Here is a 16,697-nt window from a genome sequence, read left to right as displayed (position 1 = left end):
ACGGACTGACTGATTCCGCGTCACTCGGAAACGCCGGAGGCCCGGTTCCGCCGCAGGAAAACTGCGGCGGAACCGGGCCTCTCGGATTCTTCGGGCTTTTGGGTGGTCAGCCCTCAGCGCTTAGCGCTTCGCACGGGAAGCCGTGCGGCCGCGCTCCTTCTGGTCCAGGACGACCTTGCGGATGCGCACGGCCTCCGGGGTCACCTCGACGCACTCGTCGTCGCGGCAGAACTCCAGGGACTGCTCCAGCGACAGCTTGCGCGGCGGGACGATCGCCTCGAAGGAGTCGGCGGAGGAGGAGCGCATGTTGGTGAGCTTCTTCTCCTTGGTGATGTTCACGTCCATGTCGTCGGCGCGCGAGTTCTCGCCGACGATCATGCCCTCGTACACCTCGGTGCCCGGGTCCGTGAAGAGCACACCGCGCTCCTGCAGGTTCGTCATCGCGAAGGCGGTGACGGCACCGGCGCGGTCGGCGACCAGGGAGCCGTTGTTACGGGTCTTCAGCTCGCCGAACCACGGCTCGTGGCCCTCGTGGATGGAGTGGGCGATGCCGGTGCCGCGGGTGTTCGTCAGGAACTCCGTGCGGAAGCCGATCAGACCGCGGGACGGGACGACGAACTCCATGCGGACCCAGCCGGAGCCGTGGTTGGACATGTTGTCCATGCGGCCCTTGCGGGTGCCCATGAGCTGCGTGACCGCGCCCATGTGCTCCTCGGGCACGTCGACCGTGAGGCGCTCGACCGGCTCGTGGGTCTTGCCGTCGACCTCCTTCGTGACGACCTGCGGCTTGCCGATGGTCATCTCGAAGCCCTCGCGGCGCATCTGCTCGACCAGGATGGCCAGCGCCAGCTCACCGCGGCCCTGCACCTCCCAGGCGTCGGGGCGCTCGGTGTCCAGGACGCGCAGCGAGACGTTACCGACCAGCTCGCGGTCCAGACGGTCCTTGACCTGGCGGGCGGTGACCTTGCGGTCCTTGACCGCGGACTTGGCGTCCGCGCCCTTGCCCGTGCCGCCGCGGCCGACCAGCGGCGAGGTGTTGGTGCCGATGGTCATGGAGATCGCGGGCTCGTCGACCGTGATCAGGGGCAGCGCGACCGGGTTCTCCGGGTCGGCCAGGGTCTCGCCGATCATGATGTCGGGGATGCCGGCGACGGCGCAGATGTCACCGGGGCCGGCGACCTCGGCGGGCTTGCGGGTGAGCGCCTCGGTCATCATCAGCTCGGTGATGCGGACGTTGGAGATCGAACCGTCGCGCTTGATCCACGCGACCGTCTGGCCCTTGCGCAGCTCGCCCTGCTCGACGCGGAGCAGCGCGATGCGGCCGAGGAAGTTGTCGGCGTCGAGGTTGGTGACGTGGGCCTGGAGCGGCGCGTCCTCCTCGTACGACGGGGCCGGGACGTGCTCCAGGATCGTGGAGAAGAACGGCTCCAGGTTGGTGCTGTCCGCGGGGACGGTGCCGTCCTCCGGCTTGGTCAGCGAGGCGATGCCGTCACGGCCGCAGGCGTAGACGATCGGGAACTCGATCTGGTCCTCGTCCGCGTCCAGGTCCAGGAAGAGGTCGTACGTCTCGTTGACGACCTCGTCGATGCGGGAGTCCGGGCGGTCCGTCTTGTTGATGCAGAGGATGACCGGCTTCCGCTGCTGGAGCGCCTTGCGGAGCACGAAGCGGGTCTGCGGCAGCGGGCCCTCGGAGGCGTCCACCAGCAGCACGACCGCGTCCACCATCGACAGACCGCGCTCGACCTCGCCACCGAAGTCGGCGTGGCCGGGGGTGTCGATGATGTTGATCGTGATCGGGTCCCCGCCGTCCTTGGGGTGGTACTTCACCGCCGTGTTCTTGGCGAGGATCGTGATGCCCTTCTCACGCTCCAGGTCGTTCGAGTCCATGACGCGGTCGTCGACGGAGTCGAGCTGGTGCGCGGCGAAGGCGCCGGCCTGCTTGAGCATGGCGTCGACGATGGTCGTCTTGCCGTGGTCGACGTGGGCGACGATGGCGACGTTACGAATGTCGTGGCGGGTGGGCATACTTGCGGCGCTTCTCCCGGAATCGTGGATGGCGGCGCGTACGGTCCGGCACGCGCGCCCGCCGGGCAGAATCACGCCGCGGCCACTTCCATGGTACGGGCCCGCGCCGCGTTCGGCTGCCGCAGGCCTGTGGTGGGGGCGCTGACCTGGGCTTTTACCCTTCCGGGCGGGGGGAGATCCTGCCGTGGCAGGGCCGATCGCCGCGGTGGCGGCGAGAACCCCTGACGGGGAGCCCGGCGGCGCCGGACGGCCTCCTGCGGGCCGGGCACCGCCGGATTCCGCCACGGTGGCCGCGCGCCGCGGCGGCGGAGAAGAGCGGGGTCGGCGCCCGCCAGAAAATGCCCGCCGCGGCGGCGATCTCCCCCAGCTACCGCCGGGAGGTGCCCCCAGGCGGCGGAGAAAGGGGCCGACGCCCGCCACAAAGTGCCCGCCGCGGCGGCGGAGACGAGCGCCGGCACTCGCCGGAAACCGGAATTGAGCCCGCCGCCACGGCTGGGGCACCTCCGAGCGGTAGCTGGGGGAGCAACCCCCGCGCCGAGGGTCCGGCGGAAGACCCCGGTACGGGGAGCCGTACGTGCTCAGCCCGCGGCCAGACGGCCGCGGGTCGCGCCGCCTCCGAACCGCGCCGGCAGCAGGCCGGCCAGGATGATGCCGCCGAGGAGCGCGCCGCCGAGGGCACGGGTGGGGGGCGGGGTGCCCGGGTCGTACCGGGTGCCGTACGTGCCCACGTCGTGTTCGGCGAGGGCGCGGGCCTGCCGGGCCAGGGAGTCCGCGTGCCCGGTCTCGGAGCGCAGGGTGCGCAGGTCGCGGGCGCCGCGCGCGAGCCCCAGGTGCCGTTCGGCCTCGGCGAGGCGCGTGCGGGCCCGGCACCCGACGGCCCCCCGGTGGGTGGTGACGAAGTCCCGCGCGGCGGCCACCTCGCCCCGCACCCGCCGCAGGGCCCGCTCGGCGCGCGCCCGGGCCCGGTCCTCGTGGCCGGCGTCGGAGCCGGCGGCGGGCGCGGCGTCCAGGGCCGCGGCCGTCTCCTCCACGTGCCGCAGGACGGCCCGCGGGTCGTACCGCCCGCTCTCGACCTCCCGGCGGGCGCAGGCGAGGGCGCGGGCCTGCGGACTGCCGCGCGGGGCGCGCGCCTCGGCGTCGGCGAGGGCGACGGGCAGCCGTGCGGTGGCGCCGCTGAGCTCATGGGCGCGGCGCAGGGCGGCGAGGGTGAGGACCCGGGCCTGGGACAGGGCGGCCTCGCCCGCGCGCAGCGAGATCGCGGCGGCGTCGCCGTCCCCGGCGGCGAGGGCGCGGCGGGCCTCGGCGAGGGCGGCCGTGGCGAAGGAGAGCCGGTCGCGGGCCTCGGCGGGGTGGCGGGCGACGGCGGCGAGGGCGGTCGCGGTGCAGTGCCCGGCGAGGACGTGCAGCGCTCCCTCGGCGGTGGTGACGCGCGGGGCGAGGTCCTCCGCGGCGGCCTCGGCCCGGGCCAGGATGCCCGCCGCGTTGGTCCTGAGGCCGCGCAGCACGTCGAAGGACTCGGATTCGGCGTCGAGGCGCCGGTTGGCGCTGGTGCAGTGCGAGCAGATCTCGTCGAGCGTGCGGCGGCGGATCTCCTCGTCCTCGTAGGGCGCGTCGTCGAGGGCCTGGCGCAGCCGGAAGGCGTTCGCGAGCTCTCCTCGGGCGTAGGCGACGGCCTCGGCGAAGGGCCGGACGGCGGCGTCGCCCAACTGGGCGGCGGCGAGGTGGAGTTCCTCGGCACTGGTGCGGACGGCGTCGTCGGTCTCGACGAGGGCCCGGGCGGCCTCGGCGTCGAGCTCGGGGAGCGGGGTCAGGGGCCTGGCCATGCGCGCGGGGCCGGGCGGGGCGCCCGCCGCGGGCCCGTGCTCCGGCGAGGGCGCCATCGCGGCGCGCCGCCTGCGGGAGGCGCGCCGGGCGCACAGGTAGAGGCCGAGGAGGCAGAGCGCGCCGCCCATGGCGACGGGCGCCCAGACCCGGCGGTGGCCGGGGACGAGGCCCTCGCCGCCGGGGTCGGGACTGCCGGGCGAGATCGCGGGGGGCCGTACGGGCTCGCCGCGGAGGACGGCTCCGTAGCCGTCGGCGGCGCCGATGGCCGCCCCGGCCCAGTCGTGCTGGGCGACGGCGGGCGCGATCGCGGTGGCGGCGACGGCCTTGAGCTGGTCGGCGCGGAAGCCGGAGAGCTTGTCGGCGGAGACGGCGTACTGCCGGCCGTGGGTGGCGACGGCGAGGAGGACGTCGCGCTCGCCGAGGCCGTTGCGGTCGGCGGTGGCGTCGGCCCAGGCGCGGCCGGAGCGGCCGGAGAAGTCCCGTACGTAGGTGACGTACAGCTGGACGCGCTGGGTGGTGCGCAGGCGCTCGATCGCGGTGATCACCTGCGCGCGGCGCTGGCCGAGCGCGCCGACGGTGTCGGTGATGCGGCCGCCGGCGTCGAGGTCGAGGGGGGTGTCCGCGCGGGAGGGGGGCGCGGGAAGCAGCGGGAGCAGCAGGGCGCACAGCGCGAGGAGGGCGCCGGCGATGGCCCAGCCCGGCGCCCCCGTCCCGTACCGCCTCGAAAGCCGCGTCACACTTGTGAGCGTATGGCGGCAATGCCCGTTCCGCTACTGGGAGCAAGGAGTTGAATACGGAGCGTGTTCACGCTCCGTCGTGCGCCCGGCGCGCGCCGGGCGGGGTGCTCACGTCCGGCGCCGGATCTTGCTCCCGAGCCAGACCAGCGGATCGTATTTCCGGTCCACGGCCCGCTCCTTCAGCGGGATCAGCGCATTGTCGGTGATCTTGATGTGCTCCGGGCAGACCTCCGTGCAGCACTTGGTGATGTTGCAGTAGCCGAGCCCGTGCTCCTCCTGCGCGCCGCGCTTGCGGTCGATGCCCGCCTCGGCTGCCCCGTCCAGCGGGTGCATGTCCAGCTCGGCCACGCGCATCAGGAAGCGGGGCCCGGCGAAGACCGGCTTGTTCTCCTCGTGGTCCCGCACCACGTGGCAGGTGTTCTGGCACAGGAAGCACTCGATGCACTTGCGGAACTCCTGGGAGCGCCCCACGTCCTCCTGCTGCATCCGGTACTCCCCGGGCCCGACCCCGGCCGGCGGGACGAACGAGGGGACCTCGCGGGCCTTGGCGTAGTTGAAGGACACGTCCGTCACCAGGTCCCGCACCACGGGGAACGCCCGCATCGGGGTGACCACGACGGGCTCGGCCGGGTCGAGCAGCGACATCCGCGTCATGCACATCAGCCGCGGCCTGCCGTTGATCTCCGCGCTGCACGAACCGCACTTGCCCGCCTTGCAGTTCCAGCGCACGGCGAGATCGGCGGCCTCGGTGGCCTGGAGCCGGTGGATGATGTCGAGGACGACCTCGCCCTCGTTGACGGTCACGGTGTAGTCGACGAGGGAGCCGCCGTCCGCATCGCCCCGCCACACCTTGAAGTGGGCCTCGTAACTCAAGAGGTCAGCTCCTCGTCCGTCAGGTACTTCACCAGCTCCTCCTTGTCGAAGAGCGCGAGCAGGTCGTCACGGATCGGCGGCATCTCGCGCCGCTCCAGGCGCACCCGGCCCAGCAGCGGGTCCGCGCCCGGTTCCGTGCTGTCCCCGTTGAGCCGGCACACCAGGTTCAGCCGGCGCCACCGCCGGTCCATCGCCGGGTGGTCGTCGCGGGTGTGGCCGCCGCGGCTCTCGGTGCGCTCCAGCGCCGCCCGGGCCACGCACTCGCTGACCAGCAGCATGTTCCGCAGGTCGAGCGCCAGGTGCCAGCCGGGGTTGAACTGCCGGTGGCCCTCCACCCCGGCCCGCCGGGAGCGGGCCCGCAGCTCGGTCAGCCGGCGCAGCGCCTCCTCCATCTCCGGGCCCTTGCGGATGATGCCGACCAGGTCGTTCATGGCCTGCTGGAGCTCTTGGTGCAGGGCGTACGGATTCTCGGCCGGCCCCTCGGAGACGGCCGTGTCGCCGCCCTCCGCGCCGAACGGGCGCAGCGCCTCCGCCTCCGCCGCCTCCAGGTCGGCCTCGGAGACGACGGGCCGGCCCGCGCCGGGGAAGGAGGCGGCGTGCTCGGCCGCGTACAGCCCGGCCCGCCGGCCGAAGACGAGCAGGTCGGAGAGGGAGTTGCCGCCGAGCCGGTTCGAGCCGTGCATGCCGCCCGCGACCTCGCCCGCCGCGAACAGCCCGGGGACGCCCACCGCCGCGGCCGTGTCCGGGTCGACGTCGACGCCGCCCATCACGTAGTGGCAGGTGGGGCCGACCTCCATCGGCTCGGCCGTGATGTCGACGTCCGCCAGCTCCTTGAACTGGTGGTGCATGGAGGGCAGTTTGCGCTTGATGTCCTCGGCGGGGAGGCGGGTCGAGACGTCGAGGAAGACCCCGCCGTGCGGGGAGCCGCGGCCCGCCTTGACCTCGGAGTTGATGGCGCGGGCGACCTCGTCGCGCGGGAGCAGCTCGGGCGGGCGGCGGTTGTTGTCGGGGTCCCGGTACCAGCGGTCGCCCTCGGCCTCGGACTCGGCGTACTTCTCCTTGAAGACGTCCGGGACGTAGTCGAACATGAACCGCCGGCCGTCGCTGTTGCGCAGCACGCCGCCGTCGCCGCGGACGGACTCGGTGACCAGGATGCCCTTGACGGACGGCGGCCAGACCATGCCCGTCGGGTGGAACTGCACGAACTCCATGTTGATCAGGGACGCCCCGGCGAGCAGCGCGAGGGCGTGCCCGTCGCCGGTGTACTCCCAGGAGTTCGACGTCACCTTGAAGGACTTGCCGATCCCGCCGGTGGCCAGCACGACGGCCGGGGACTCCATGGCGAAGAACCGGCCGGACTCGCGGTCGTAGCCGAAGACGCCCGCGATGCGGTCGCCGTCTTTCAGGAGGCGGGTGACCGTGCACTCCTGGAAGACCTTGAGCCGGGACTCGTAGTCGCCGGTCTCGCGGTGGTCCTCCTGCTGCAGCGAGACGACCTTCTGCTGGAGGGTGCGGATCAGCTCCAGGCCGGTGCGGTCGCCGACGTGCGCCAGCCGCGGGTACTCGTGGCCGCCGAAGTTGCGCTGCGAGATCTTCCCGTCCCGGGTGCGGTCGAAGACGGCGCCCCAGGTCTCCAGCTCCCAGACGCGGTCGGGGGCCTCGCGGGCGTGCAGCTCGGCCATCCGCCAGTGGTTGAGGAACTTGCCGCCGCGCATGGTGTCGCGGAAGTGGACCTGCCAGTTGTCGCCCTCGTTGACGTTGCCCATGCTCGCGGCGATGCCGCCCTCCGCCATCACGGTGTGGGCCTTGCCGAAGAGCGACTTGCAGATCACCGCACAGCGCATGCCCCGCTCGCGGGCCTCGATGGCGGCACGCAGCCCGGCGCCGCCGGCGCCGACCACGACCACGTCCCAGGCTTCTCGGGCCGTACGCGACATCAGAAAGCACCTCTCCTTTTGAGCGTGAAGGCGTGGGGTGGAGCGGGCCGGCTAGAAGAACCGCGGGTCGTCGAACACGCCGCTCGCCACCAGGTAGACGTAGAAGTCGGCGGCCGCCACGCTGATCAGCGAGGCCCAGGCGAGCTGCATGTGGCGGGCGTTGAGCGCACTGACCCAGCCCCACATGCGGTAGCGCACGGGATGCCGGGAGAAGGTGCGGATCCGGCCGCCGACGATGTGCCGGCACGAGTGGCAGGAGAGGGTGTACGCCCAGATCAGCGCGATGTTCGCGAGGAGCACCAGGGTGCCGAGGCCCATGTGGCCCCATTCTCCGCGGGCGTTGCGGAAGCCGAGCGCCGTGTCGTACGTGAGGATGCCCGCGACGATCACCGCGAAGTAGAAGAAGTAGCGGTGGATGTTCTGCAGGATCAGCGGGAAGCGCGTCTCGCCGGTGTACTTCGCGTGCGGCTCGGCGACGGCGCAGGCCGGGGGCGAGGCCCAGAAGCCCCGGTAGTAGGCCTTGCGGTAGTAGTAGCAGGTCAGCCGGAAGCCCAGCGGGAAGATCAGGATCAGCAGGGCCGGCGAGAGGCCCCACCAGGCGCCGAAGACGTGCCAGTCGGCGCCGCCCTTCATCGGGACGCAGTTCTGCGCGATGCAGGGCGAGTAGAACGGGGAGACGTAGGGCGCCGCGTAGTAGTCGTCGCCCGCGAAGGCCCGCCAGGTGGAGTAGACGACGAAGGCGAACAGGCCTGCGGCGGTCGCCGCGGGCGCGAGCCACCAGCGGTCGGCGCGCAGGTGGCGTGCGGGGATCGCGGCCCGGGAGGGGTGATGGACCCCGCCCTGGGCGGGCACCCCGGCGGCGGTCGCGGATCGGGGGTCGGTACCAGTGGCCAAGAGGGACTCCGGGGAGGAGCGGAAGGAACGGAGGGGGAGGAAGCCGGTGCTGTCGCGCTGCCCGGGCCGGTCAGGGCGCGTGCCGGTCCCGCGCGCCGAGCCCCTCGTCGTCAACGTCCTTCCACAGGGACGCGTCGTACGGGGCGTCGGGCACCGGCACCGTCTCGGGGGGCAGCCGGTCCCCGGGGTGGACGGAGCGCAGGAGGGTGACGCTCTCGCGCAGGTGGGCGGCGTCCGTGCGCACCCGGCGCAGTTCGAGGTCCTGGCTGCCCAGGTGCTTCTCCAGCCGTGCGAGCGCCCGGCCGAGATCGTCCAGGCAGCGCTGGACCGCGGTCACTTCGTCTTGCAGGGACATGTCTGTCTGACCCTCACTTCCGCAGTCGGCGGTTGCGGGTGGCGACGGTGATGCGACTCAAGAGTGTCGCGCGTCACACCCCTCCGGGGGAAGATAGCGATCGCGCCTTCGCCGGAACGGGTGCGGCGCGCGCCGCGGGGCTGCAGAAACGTTCGTTCATGAGGGTCGCGGGAATCGGCCCGCCCGCCCGGGGGCCGCGGAATCGTTCGTCCACGCGGGTGGCGTACACCCGGGCGGCGCCGTGTCGGCGCGCGGCCGGACCGACTGTCGCATTCAGTGGTGAGCAGTAGATGCGATCAGCGGCTCATTACGCCGAACGAGTCCGGTGAGTCCTGCGGAGGTAGCAGCATGGCCCCTCTCACTCCCACGCGGTCCCGTACGCGCCGCCGTGCCGCCCTGCTGGCCGCCGGGCTCCTGCTCCCGCTGCCCCTCCTCGGCGGCTGCGGCGGCGACCACGACGGCGGCGGCCGCATCACCCCGCAGGACATCGGCGCCGCCGCCCGCCCCCGGGTCGCCGACGGCGGCACCCTCACCTGGGCCGTCGACGCCCTGCCCAGCACCCTCAACGCCTTCCAGACCGACGCCGACTCCGCCACGCAGCGGGTCACCGGGGCCGTCCTGCCCTCCCTCTTCACCACCGACGGGCGCGGCCGCCCGCAGCGCAACCCCGACTACCTGCGCTCCGCCGAGGTCGTCCAGCGCGAGCCCCACCAGGTCGTCGTCTACAAGCTCAACCCCAGGGCCGTCTGGAGCAACGGCAAACCGCTGACCGCCGCCGACTTCGAGGCCCAGTGGAAGGCCCTGCGCGGCAAGGACAGCGCCTACTGGGCGGCCCACAACACCGGCTACGACCGCATCGACCACGTCGAGCGCGGCGCCGACGACCACGAGGTCAAGGTCACCTTCGCCCGCGGCTGCGCCGACTGGCCCGCCCTCTTCACCCCGCTCTACCCCAAGGCCGTCACGGGCAGCGCGGACGACTTCAACGACGGCGCCCGCAACGACCTCAAGCTCTCCGCGGGCCCCTTCCGCGTCGCCGACCGCGACGAGAAGCAGGGCACGCTCACCCTCGCCCGCTCCCCCAAGTGGTGGGGCGAGCCCGCCAAGCTCGACCGGCTCGTGCTCCGGGCCCTGCCGCGCACCGAGCGGGCCGCGGCCCTGGCCGCCGGCAAGCTCGACCTCGCCGACGTGGGCGCGGCCGACGCCGGCCGCATCGCCAGCGCCAACAAGCCCGCGAAGCAGGACAGGGGCGACAAGCCGCCGGCCGCCGCGGCCGCCCGCCCGGCCGCGCTGCGCGGCATCGTCGTCCGCAAGTCCCTGGAGCCCGCGTACACCCAGCTCGCCCTCAACGGCGCGAGCGGCCCGCTCGCCGACGAGCGCGTCCGCCGGGCCGTCGCCCGGGCCATCGACCGCCGCGCCATCGCCAAGTCCGTCCTCGGCCCGCTGGGCCTGCCCGTCGACCCGCTCGGCAGCCACCTCTTCCTCTCCGGCCAGGAGGGCTACGAGGACAACAGCGACGCCATCGGCGGCCCCGACCCCAAGGCCGCCCAGGCCCTCCTCGCCGAGGCGGGCTGGAAGCGCGCCGAGGGCGACGGCCGCAAGACGGCGGCGGACGGACGGCCCGGGGCGGGCCGGACGCTGGGGCTGCGGCCCGGGCCGGCGGCGGGCCCGGTGCCCTCGGACGACTCCGCGGACCCGGAGGAGGCCGCCGACTCCCTCGCCGACGACGCGGCGTTCGCCGCCGACGACAGCCTGGACGACGGCACCGGCCCCGACGGCAAGCCCGCCGCCGACGGCAACCGCGCGGCCGCCGCCCCGGTCCGCATGAAGAACGGCAAGAAGCTCACCCTCCGCTTCGTGGTGCCGGTGAGCGCCGGCACGGACTCGCTGCGGTCCGTGGCCGACCGCATCGCCCGCCGCCTCGACGCGGTCGGCATCGGCACCGAAGTGACCAAGGTCGGCGACGCCGGCTTCTTCAAGGACCACATCGCCGCCGGCAGCTACGACCTCGCCCTCTACTCCTGGCCCGCCACCCCCTACCCCGCAACCGACGCCCGCCCCCTCTACGCCAAGCCCCAGCCCGCGGCCGACGGCTCTCTTGTGGTGGAGCAGAACTACACCCGCGTCGGCACGGACCGCATCGACCAGCTCTTCGACCAGGCCTCCACGGAACTCGACGAGGAGGCCTCCCGCGACCTGGCGAGCCGCGCGGACGCCCGCATCTGGTCCCTGGCCGGCTCGATCCCCCTGTACCAGCGCCCCCAGCTGGTGGCGGCGAGGAAGACGGTGGTCAACGCCGGCGCGTTCGGTCTGGCGACGCCGCGCTACCAGGACATCGGGTTCCGGCGTAAGTGAGCCGGCCCGTTCGGGGGACCCGTCAGCGGGACCGGCGGGCGTTGAGCCGGGCGGCCTGACGCGTCAGGTGGTCGCGCTCCGCGAGGCTGGGTGCTTCGCGGGCGGCCTCGGCGTACAGCCGCGCCGCGGTCGCCAGGTCGCCGTTGCGCTCATGGAGGTAGGCGGCCACCGCGGCGCGGCGGGGCAGTGAGCCGGGCTTCGAGCCGGGCTTCGCGTCGTCCAGTTCCGCGAGCGCGGCCAGCCCGGCGCGCGGGCCGTCGGCCTCGCAGACGGCCACCGCGCGGTTGAGCCGGACGACCGGGCTGCCGGTCAGGCGCACGAGCTCGTCGTACCACTCGACGATCTGCGCCCAGTCGGTCTCCGCGGCGGTGGGCGCGTCGGCGTGGAGGGCCGCGATGGCGGCCTGGGCCTGGAACTCGCCCAGCCGGTCGCGGGCGAGGGCCGCCTGCAGGATCCCGACGCCCTCGGCGATCAGCGCCGTGTCCCACCGGCCGCGGTCCTGCTCGGCGAGCGGCACCAGGCTGCCGTCCGGCGCGGTCCGGGTGGCGCGCCGGGCGTGGTGGAGCAGCATGAGGGCGAGCAGCCCCGCCACCTCGGGGTGGTCGATCACGGCCGCGAGCTGCCGGGTGAGCCGGATGGCCTCGGCGGCGAGGTCGACGTCGCCGGAGTAGCCCTCGTTGAAGACCAGGTAGAGGACGCGCAGCACGGTGGCGACGTCACCGGGCCGGTCGAGGCGAACGCCCGAGACCGTGCGCTTGGCCCGGCTGATCCTTTGCGCCATGGTCGCCTCGGGCACCAGGTAGGCCCGCGCGATCTGGCGGGTGGTGAGCCCGCCGACGGCGCGCAGCGTGAGCGCGACGGCGGACGAGGGCGTCAGCGAGGGGTGGGCGCACAGGAAGTAGAGCTGCAGCGTGTCGTCCACGGCGGGCGCGGGCCCGGGCGCGGGCTCCTCGTCGACGAGGTCCTCCCGCCGGCGGCGGGAGGCGTCCGCCCGGGCCGCGTCGAGGAACCGCCGCCAGGCCACGGTGACGAGCCAGCCCTTGGGGTCCCTCGGTATGTCCGTCGGCCAGACGCGGACCGCCTCGACCAGCGCCTCCTGTACGGCGTCCTCGGCCGCCGCGAAGTCGGCTCCGCGGCGGACGAGGATGCCGAGCACGCTCGGCGTGAGGCTCCGGAGCAGGGCCTCGTCCATGGACGGGGTCACTCCGTGATGGTGGGCGGGCAGGCCAGGAACGGGCGCACCTCCAGCCACTCGTGGATCGGCTTCCCGCCCGCCCCGGGGGCGGCCGACAGCTCCCCGGCCAGCTCGACGGCGCGCTCGTAACTGTCGACGTCGATGATCATCCAGCCGGCGATCAGGTCCTTGGTCTCGGCGAACGGCCCGTCGGTGACCGGCGGCCGTCCCTCACCGTCGTACCGGACCCACGCTCCCTCGGGGGCGAGCGCCTGCCCGTCGACGAACTCGCCGCTCTTCTCCAGCCGGGCCGCGAAGTCGTTCATGTACTGCACGTGCGCCGAGACCTCCTCCGGCGTCCACTGATCCATGGGCACGTCGTTCACCGGAGCCGGGGCGCCGCGGTAGTGCTTGAGCAGCAGGTACTTGGCCATGGTGCGTCTCCTCGGTGCGGGTGCGACCCATTGTGGCCGCGTTCACCCCGGGGACGGAGCGGGGCGCGGCTTCTCGACATCGCCGCCCAAGATTTTTTGGGCCCGGGCGCCCACGATTGGTCAGAGCAGGTGATCGGCCTTGCCGCTGCGTCGTGCTACGCGCCGTACGGCCTGGTTGGCCGCTTCAAGAACAAAGGCAACGATCCCGACGCCGAGTGCGCGTTGCCACCACACGAAGCCATACGATTCGCCCAGATAAAAGGCCACAGCAAAACTGACGGGCATCATGACCCAGATCGGCAGAACCGGGATCTTCGATTTCTGTGTACCGCTCGCGGAAGGCGTCATGATGACTCCCAGGTCGTCTCGGCCGAAGCCCCCGGCGCGGGTACGTCGGGGGCAGGCTCAGGTCAGGACGTTGCCGGCCCGAACGGGTCAGTGAAACAGCTGCCAGACGTCGTTGAGGTTGCTGTAGAGGCCGGCGGCGGCCAGCGGACCCTTGATGTACCAGGGCAGGCCGTCCGCCCACTTCTTGAACTCGCCGTAGCTCTTGGCGACGGCCCCGGAGAAGCCCTTCACCTTCTTCAGGGCCTTGACCAGGGCGCCGAGCGCACCCCTCGTCTCCGCGAATTCGCCCGATGCGATGGCCTGGAGTTCCGCCTTGTCCTGGGCGTTGAAGCGGCTGCCCTCGTACTTCAGGAGGTTTCCGGCGAGGAGCTGGGCGGCCGCGCGCTCGGAGAGGGCGGCGGCACCCGCCCGGGGCGCCTCGGGCGTGGAGGTCGCGGCGTCAGCGGCGGTTCCGGCGACTCCGACGGCGACGGCGGCAATGATCGTGGCGGCGCTGATGCGCATCGCATTGCGGTTCACGTACAATTCTTCCTTGCGTTCGCGCGCAAGGGGGGCGGGGCCTCATTACGTGCCGGAGAGATTTCCACACCTGATCCGGCACGGCACGTCCCCGCCCCCTGCGACTTTCCGATTGACTCCGCCGGGCAGGAAATTAACGGCCCCGGCGACGCCACGATCGTATGCCTATCAATTATCGCCTTCCATCGCCCGCGGCGTGACCCTTGTCACGCCAGAAAAAGGGAACCCCCGCAGGCCCGAAACCGACCGCTCGAATTGGAATTGAAAACGGCATCCGTTGGCCGGCTGATTTCTTTTAGCAACCATTTCGCTTCTCATTTTCACGTGCACCAGCCCGACGCCGCGCCCCCGCACTCAAGCGGCGGCGCGGCGCCTCTTCGCTCCGCGGGGTGGGCAGTCGGCCGCGGTCAGAGGAGGTGATCGGCCTTGCCGGCCTTGATGTCCAGGATCAGCGCGCGGAGTGCTTCGCGGGTGTCGGCGACGTACTGGTCCTCGGCGCCGCTCACGGCGATGTACGCGTTGCCGACGGAGTCGGTGCCTATTCGGAAGCAGTTGTTTCCTGCGCCGCAGAACGGCTCTTCCCAGCGGATGTGAGACATAGTGCCCTCCTTCAGAGGTCAGGTGCAGGTCCACGGGGGTTAGTGCCCTCTCAGCGCGGAAATCCACCGGCCGACCGGGCTGCGCGGCGTGCAAGTGCGCCAAGGACGCCAGCCGCGCGCCTCAACGGCCCCATTGAGCAACCCCCCTCCATGGGTCAGCCGACCGCACGGCCACAACGTAGGCGCGCCTAGTGGAACGCCCACGACGGGAGAAACCACATCGCGGCAGCAGCCCGCTCCCCATCAGTCCGGGCTGATGGGGAGGTCTCCTTACGCGCCCGCATCCGTGACGGCGCGAGTACGGCGGCCGCCCCACCCCTCCCCTGCCGCCAGCCTGTCTTGACCTCCGCACCTACGAAGGGACAGTCGGCCGCGGTCAGAGCAGGTGATCGGCCTTGCCGGCCTTGATGTCCAGGATCAGCGCGCGCAAGGCGTCACGGGTGTCGGTGACGTACTGGTCCTCGGCGCCGCTCACGGCGATGTAGGCGTTGCCGGCGGAGTCGGTGCCTATTCGGAAGCAGTTGTTTCCGTCGCCGCAGAACGGGTCTTCCCAGTGGATGTGCGACATGGCTGCCTTCTTTCAGAGATCGGATGCGATTGTGTGGATGAAGGCACGCGATTGCTCTACGTCGAGGGCAGATTGTTCCATCCAGTCCAGGTGGGCGCGGTAGCGGGCGATCTGCGCCTCCGCGGACAGGAAGATCGGCCCACCCGCCACATCGAGTTGCACGGTGTCGAGTTGAGGTACCGGCCCTTCGGCGTATGCCATCGTGTTCCCTGCACCGGGAAACACCCCGGTTTCCACAGGTACTACCCGCAACACAACGTTCTCGCGCTCGGACATGAGCAGAAGATGTTCGAGCTGTTCCCGCATCACCACACTGCCACCGAACTGCATGCGCAGGGCGGCCTCGTGGATGAACCCTGTGTATTCCAGAGGCTCGGCCCCGTCGAGGACTTGCTGACGTTGCATCCGGTGCGCCACCCGGAGCTCAACTTCCAGCCGGGGCAGTGTGGGAAGCGCTCCAGCGAAGATCGCACGGGCATACTCCTCCGTCTGGAGAAGCCCTGGGAGGTGCAACACCTGTGTAGTGCGCAGCCGGGTCGCGTGCCACTCCAACTCCGCGATGTCCAGCAGCCCTACGGGGAGGGTCCCCCGGAACTGCTCCCACCAGCCGCGCTCGCGCTTCTCGGCCATGGCGGCGAGCGCGTCGACGTAGTCGGCGTCCGCGCACGCGTAGTGGCATGCCAGGGTACGGAGCCGGTCGGGCGTGATGACGCGGACGCCGGACTCGATGTTGGAGATCTTCGTGCGGTCGATACCGAGCAGCCCGGCGGCGTGCTCGGTCGTAACCCCTGCTGCTAAGCGCATCTTGCGCAGCTCGGCACCGAGCCGTTTCTGCCGTTCGCTGGGCGTTGTCCTGGGTGGCATGCGCCCCTTCCTACCGCTTCCGCGTGGCCCGTTCATAAAGCGCTGGCCACACTTCACCCGTTCGAGGCAATAGCCACGCATGATGTGGCACAGGTGCCATCGCGTGGCTAGCTTCAGTGCCAACCGCGCCGCAGCCGGAAGCGCATCGGACGGGCGACGTACAGCCCCTGCCCTGAGACAGGCCACCGGCTCGCACCCCTACACCCCACCCGGGAGCCGCCCCATGCTGCCCTCCACCGACACCACCCCCGACGCCCTCTGCCCCCTCATCACCCCCACCCCCGCCAACCCCTCCACCCTCGCCACCACCCACCGCCCCGCCTACAACCCCCGCTCCTCCGACCCCTCCGCCCTCTCCTACAGCTTCACCGTCCCCGGCGACCCGCTCTCCGCCACCGTCGTACGGACCACCACCCGCACCGTCCTGCGCGCCCACGGCCTCACCGCGATCGAAGAACCCGCCCTCTCCATCGCAGGAGAACTCGTCGCCTGCGCCACACAGTTCGCACCCGGACAGGACCTCTACCACTCCCTCCGCTGGTGCGACGGCGCACTCCGCATCGTCAACTGGGACGCCCACCACGCCCACTCCGACCCCCACCAAGCCGCCGTCTGCACAGCGCAGCGCAAGCGCACCCTGCTCCTCCTCGCCGCACTCGTCCACGAGTGCGGCGGCAGCTGGGGCATCAGCAAGAGCGGCGCCGCCACCGAGGGCACCCGGGTCTGGGCCCGCCTCCCCCTCCCCGGCGCTGCTAAGCGCCGCTAGGCGGCGCGCGGCTGCGTGAAGCGGATGCGGTTGCCGAAGGGGTCGCGGAGGCCGCAGTCGATGCCGTACGGGCGCTCGGTCGGCTCCTCGGTGAACTCGACGCCCCGGGCCACCAGCGTCTCGTACGTGCCGCGGCAGTCGTCCGTGGTGAGGATGAGCCAGCCGCCCATCGCGCCCTTGGTCACCAGTTCGCGGACCTGCCGCGCCGTCTCCTCGGACATCGCCGGGGCTCCCGGCTTCTCCAGCAGGATCTGCCGCTCCGGGTGACCGGGGACGCTGACGGTCAGCCAGCGCATGAAGCCCAGCTCGACGTCGGCGGCGACCTCCAGGCCGAGCTTGCCGACGTAGAAGTCGAGGGCCTCGTCCTGGTCGAGGACGTATATCTGCGATTGCGTGATGGCGTTGAACATGGGGATCACGCTACC

General features: G+C 72.1%; 16 protein-coding genes. 2 read left to right on the top strand and 14 right to left on the bottom strand.

Annotated features, from left to right (window positions below):
* Nucleotides 1–120: 120 nt before the first annotated feature.
* The 6 genes from typA to ACOTKD_RS17890 all read right to left on the bottom strand — a co-directional run bounded on the left by typA (nucleotide 121) and on the right by ACOTKD_RS17890 (nucleotide 8,645).
* Entirely contained in the window at nucleotides 121–2,025 is a 1,905-nt protein-coding gene (typA, locus tag ACOTKD_RS17915; RefSeq protein ID WP_424889970.1) for a translational GTPase TypA, read from the bottom strand.
* 578 nt (nucleotides 2,026–2,603) lie between these two features.
* A complete protein-coding gene (locus ACOTKD_RS17910; RefSeq protein ID WP_424889969.1) occupies nucleotides 2,604–4,586 on the bottom strand; it encodes a TPM domain-containing protein in 1,983 nt (660 codons plus the stop codon).
* Between the two features lie 108 nt (nucleotides 4,587–4,694).
* The gene (locus ACOTKD_RS17905) at nucleotides 4,695–5,459 is read right to left on the bottom strand and encodes a succinate dehydrogenase/fumarate reductase iron-sulfur subunit (protein WP_424889968.1); all 765 of its coding nucleotides are present in this window, start codon (nucleotides 5,457–5,459) and stop codon (nucleotides 4,695–4,697) included.
* The gene (locus ACOTKD_RS17900) at nucleotides 5,456–7,396 is read right to left on the bottom strand and encodes a fumarate reductase/succinate dehydrogenase flavoprotein subunit (protein WP_424889967.1); all 1,941 of its coding nucleotides are present in this window, start codon (nucleotides 7,394–7,396) and stop codon (nucleotides 5,456–5,458) included. Before ACOTKD_RS17900 ends, ACOTKD_RS17905 begins: the two co-directional genes overlap by 4 nt.
* A gap of 51 nt (nucleotides 7,397–7,447) precedes the next feature.
* The gene (locus tag ACOTKD_RS17895; protein WP_424889966.1) at nucleotides 7,448–8,290 is read right to left on the bottom strand and encodes a hypothetical protein; all 843 of its coding nucleotides are present in this window, start codon (nucleotides 8,288–8,290) and stop codon (nucleotides 7,448–7,450) included.
* Between the two features lie 70 nt (nucleotides 8,291–8,360).
* The gene (locus ACOTKD_RS17890; protein WP_424889965.1) at nucleotides 8,361–8,645 is read right to left on the bottom strand and encodes a hypothetical protein; all 285 of its coding nucleotides are present in this window, start codon (nucleotides 8,643–8,645) and stop codon (nucleotides 8,361–8,363) included.
* A gap of 348 nt (nucleotides 8,646–8,993) precedes the next feature.
* Here ACOTKD_RS17890 and ACOTKD_RS17885 point away from each other — a divergent pair, with 348 nt between their 5' ends.
* Entirely contained in the window at nucleotides 8,994–11,000 is a 2,007-nt protein-coding gene (locus ACOTKD_RS17885) for an ABC transporter family substrate-binding protein (RefSeq protein ID WP_424889964.1), read from the top strand.
* A gap of 22 nt (nucleotides 11,001–11,022) precedes the next feature.
* Here the strand turns inward: ACOTKD_RS17885 and ACOTKD_RS17880 are convergent, their stop codons facing one another.
* The 7 genes from ACOTKD_RS17880 to ACOTKD_RS17850 form a co-directional block, all read right to left on the bottom strand.
* Nucleotides 11,023–12,192 carry an RNA polymerase sigma factor gene (locus ACOTKD_RS17880; protein ID WP_424890178.1) on the bottom strand — a complete coding sequence of 390 codons (1,170 nt, stop codon included), beginning with the start codon at nucleotides 12,190–12,192 and terminating at the stop codon, nucleotides 11,023–11,025.
* An 8-nt stretch (nucleotides 12,193–12,200) separates the two neighbouring features.
* Nucleotides 12,201–12,608 carry a YciI family protein gene (locus tag ACOTKD_RS17875; protein ID WP_424889963.1) on the bottom strand — a complete coding sequence of 136 codons (408 nt, stop codon included), beginning with the start codon at nucleotides 12,606–12,608 and terminating at the stop codon, nucleotides 12,201–12,203.
* A 120-nt stretch (nucleotides 12,609–12,728) separates the two neighbouring features.
* On the bottom strand, nucleotides 12,729–12,956 hold the full coding sequence (locus ACOTKD_RS17870; RefSeq protein WP_424889962.1) for a hypothetical protein: 228 nt from the start codon (nucleotides 12,954–12,956) through the stop codon (nucleotides 12,729–12,731).
* 87 nt (nucleotides 12,957–13,043) lie between these two features.
* Nucleotides 13,044–13,475: a hypothetical protein gene (locus tag ACOTKD_RS17865; protein WP_424889961.1), complete on the bottom strand. Its 432-nt coding sequence runs from the start codon at nucleotides 13,473–13,475 to the stop codon at nucleotides 13,044–13,046.
* Between the two features lie 407 nt (nucleotides 13,476–13,882).
* Nucleotides 13,883–14,074, bottom strand: coding sequence for a hypothetical protein (locus ACOTKD_RS17860; RefSeq protein WP_424889960.1), 192 nt, complete (start codon nucleotides 14,072–14,074; stop codon nucleotides 13,883–13,885).
* Between the two features lie 376 nt (nucleotides 14,075–14,450).
* On the bottom strand, nucleotides 14,451–14,642 hold the full coding sequence (locus tag ACOTKD_RS17855) for a hypothetical protein (RefSeq protein WP_424889959.1): 192 nt from the start codon (nucleotides 14,640–14,642) through the stop codon (nucleotides 14,451–14,453).
* Between the two features lie 12 nt (nucleotides 14,643–14,654).
* Nucleotides 14,655–15,506, bottom strand: a complete 852-nt coding sequence (locus ACOTKD_RS17850; protein WP_424889958.1) for a helix-turn-helix domain-containing protein — start codon at nucleotides 15,504–15,506, stop codon at nucleotides 14,655–14,657.
* A gap of 223 nt (nucleotides 15,507–15,729) precedes the next feature.
* On the opposite strand from ACOTKD_RS17850, the gene ACOTKD_RS17845 reads away from it, so the two are divergent.
* Nucleotides 15,730–16,272, top strand: a complete 543-nt coding sequence (locus ACOTKD_RS17845) for an ATP-binding protein (protein WP_424889957.1) — start codon at nucleotides 15,730–15,732, stop codon at nucleotides 16,270–16,272.
* Here the strand turns inward: ACOTKD_RS17845 and ACOTKD_RS17840 are convergent.
* Nucleotides 16,269–16,682, bottom strand: a complete 414-nt coding sequence (locus ACOTKD_RS17840; protein WP_424889956.1) for a VOC family protein — start codon at nucleotides 16,680–16,682, stop codon at nucleotides 16,269–16,271. The genes ACOTKD_RS17845 and ACOTKD_RS17840 overlap by 4 nt on opposite strands.
* Between the last annotated feature and the right edge of the window lie 15 nt (nucleotides 16,683–16,697).

It is taken from the genome of Streptomyces sp. XH2, from assembly GCF_049725035.1.
In the GTDB taxonomy this organism is placed as follows: Bacteria; Actinomycetota; Actinomycetes; order Streptomycetales; family Streptomycetaceae; genus Streptomyces; species Streptomyces roseoverticillatus.
This window is presented reverse-complemented; position numbering and strand designations above follow the sequence as displayed.

Coding starts and splice junctions, on each gene's coding strand:
- typA (WP_424889970.1), bottom strand. CDS start 2,025: ATGCCCACCCGCCACGACATTCGTAACGTCGCCATCGTCGCCCACGTC.
- ACOTKD_RS17900 (WP_424889967.1), bottom strand. CDS start 7,396: ATGTCGCGTACGGCCCGAGAAGCCTGGGACGTGGTCGTGGTCGGCGCC.
- ACOTKD_RS17890 (WP_424889965.1), bottom strand. CDS start 8,645: ATGTCCCTGCAAGACGAAGTGACCGCGGTCCAGCGCTGCCTGGACGAT.
- ACOTKD_RS17885 (WP_424889964.1), top strand. CDS start 8,994: ATGGCCCCTCTCACTCCCACGCGGTCCCGTACGCGCCGCCGTGCCGCC.
- ACOTKD_RS17880 (WP_424890178.1), bottom strand. CDS start 12,192: ATGGACGAGGCCCTGCTCCGGAGCCTCACGCCGAGCGTGCTCGGCATC.
- ACOTKD_RS17875 (WP_424889963.1), bottom strand. CDS start 12,608: ATGGCCAAGTACCTGCTGCTCAAGCACTACCGCGGCGCCCCGGCTCCG.
- ACOTKD_RS17870 (WP_424889962.1), bottom strand. CDS start 12,956: ATGACGCCTTCCGCGAGCGGTACACAGAAATCGAAGATCCCGGTTCTG.
- ACOTKD_RS17860 (WP_424889960.1), bottom strand. CDS start 14,074: ATGTCTCACATCCGCTGGGAAGAGCCGTTCTGCGGCGCAGGAAACAAC.
- ACOTKD_RS17855 (WP_424889959.1), bottom strand. CDS start 14,642: ATGTCGCACATCCACTGGGAAGACCCGTTCTGCGGCGACGGAAACAAC.
- ACOTKD_RS17850 (WP_424889958.1), bottom strand. CDS start 15,506: ATGCCACCCAGGACAACGCCCAGCGAACGGCAGAAACGGCTCGGTGCC.
- ACOTKD_RS17845 (WP_424889957.1), top strand. CDS start 15,730: ATGCTGCCCTCCACCGACACCACCCCCGACGCCCTCTGCCCCCTCATC.
- ACOTKD_RS17840 (WP_424889956.1), bottom strand. CDS start 16,682: ATGTTCAACGCCATCACGCAATCGCAGATATACGTCCTCGACCAGGAC.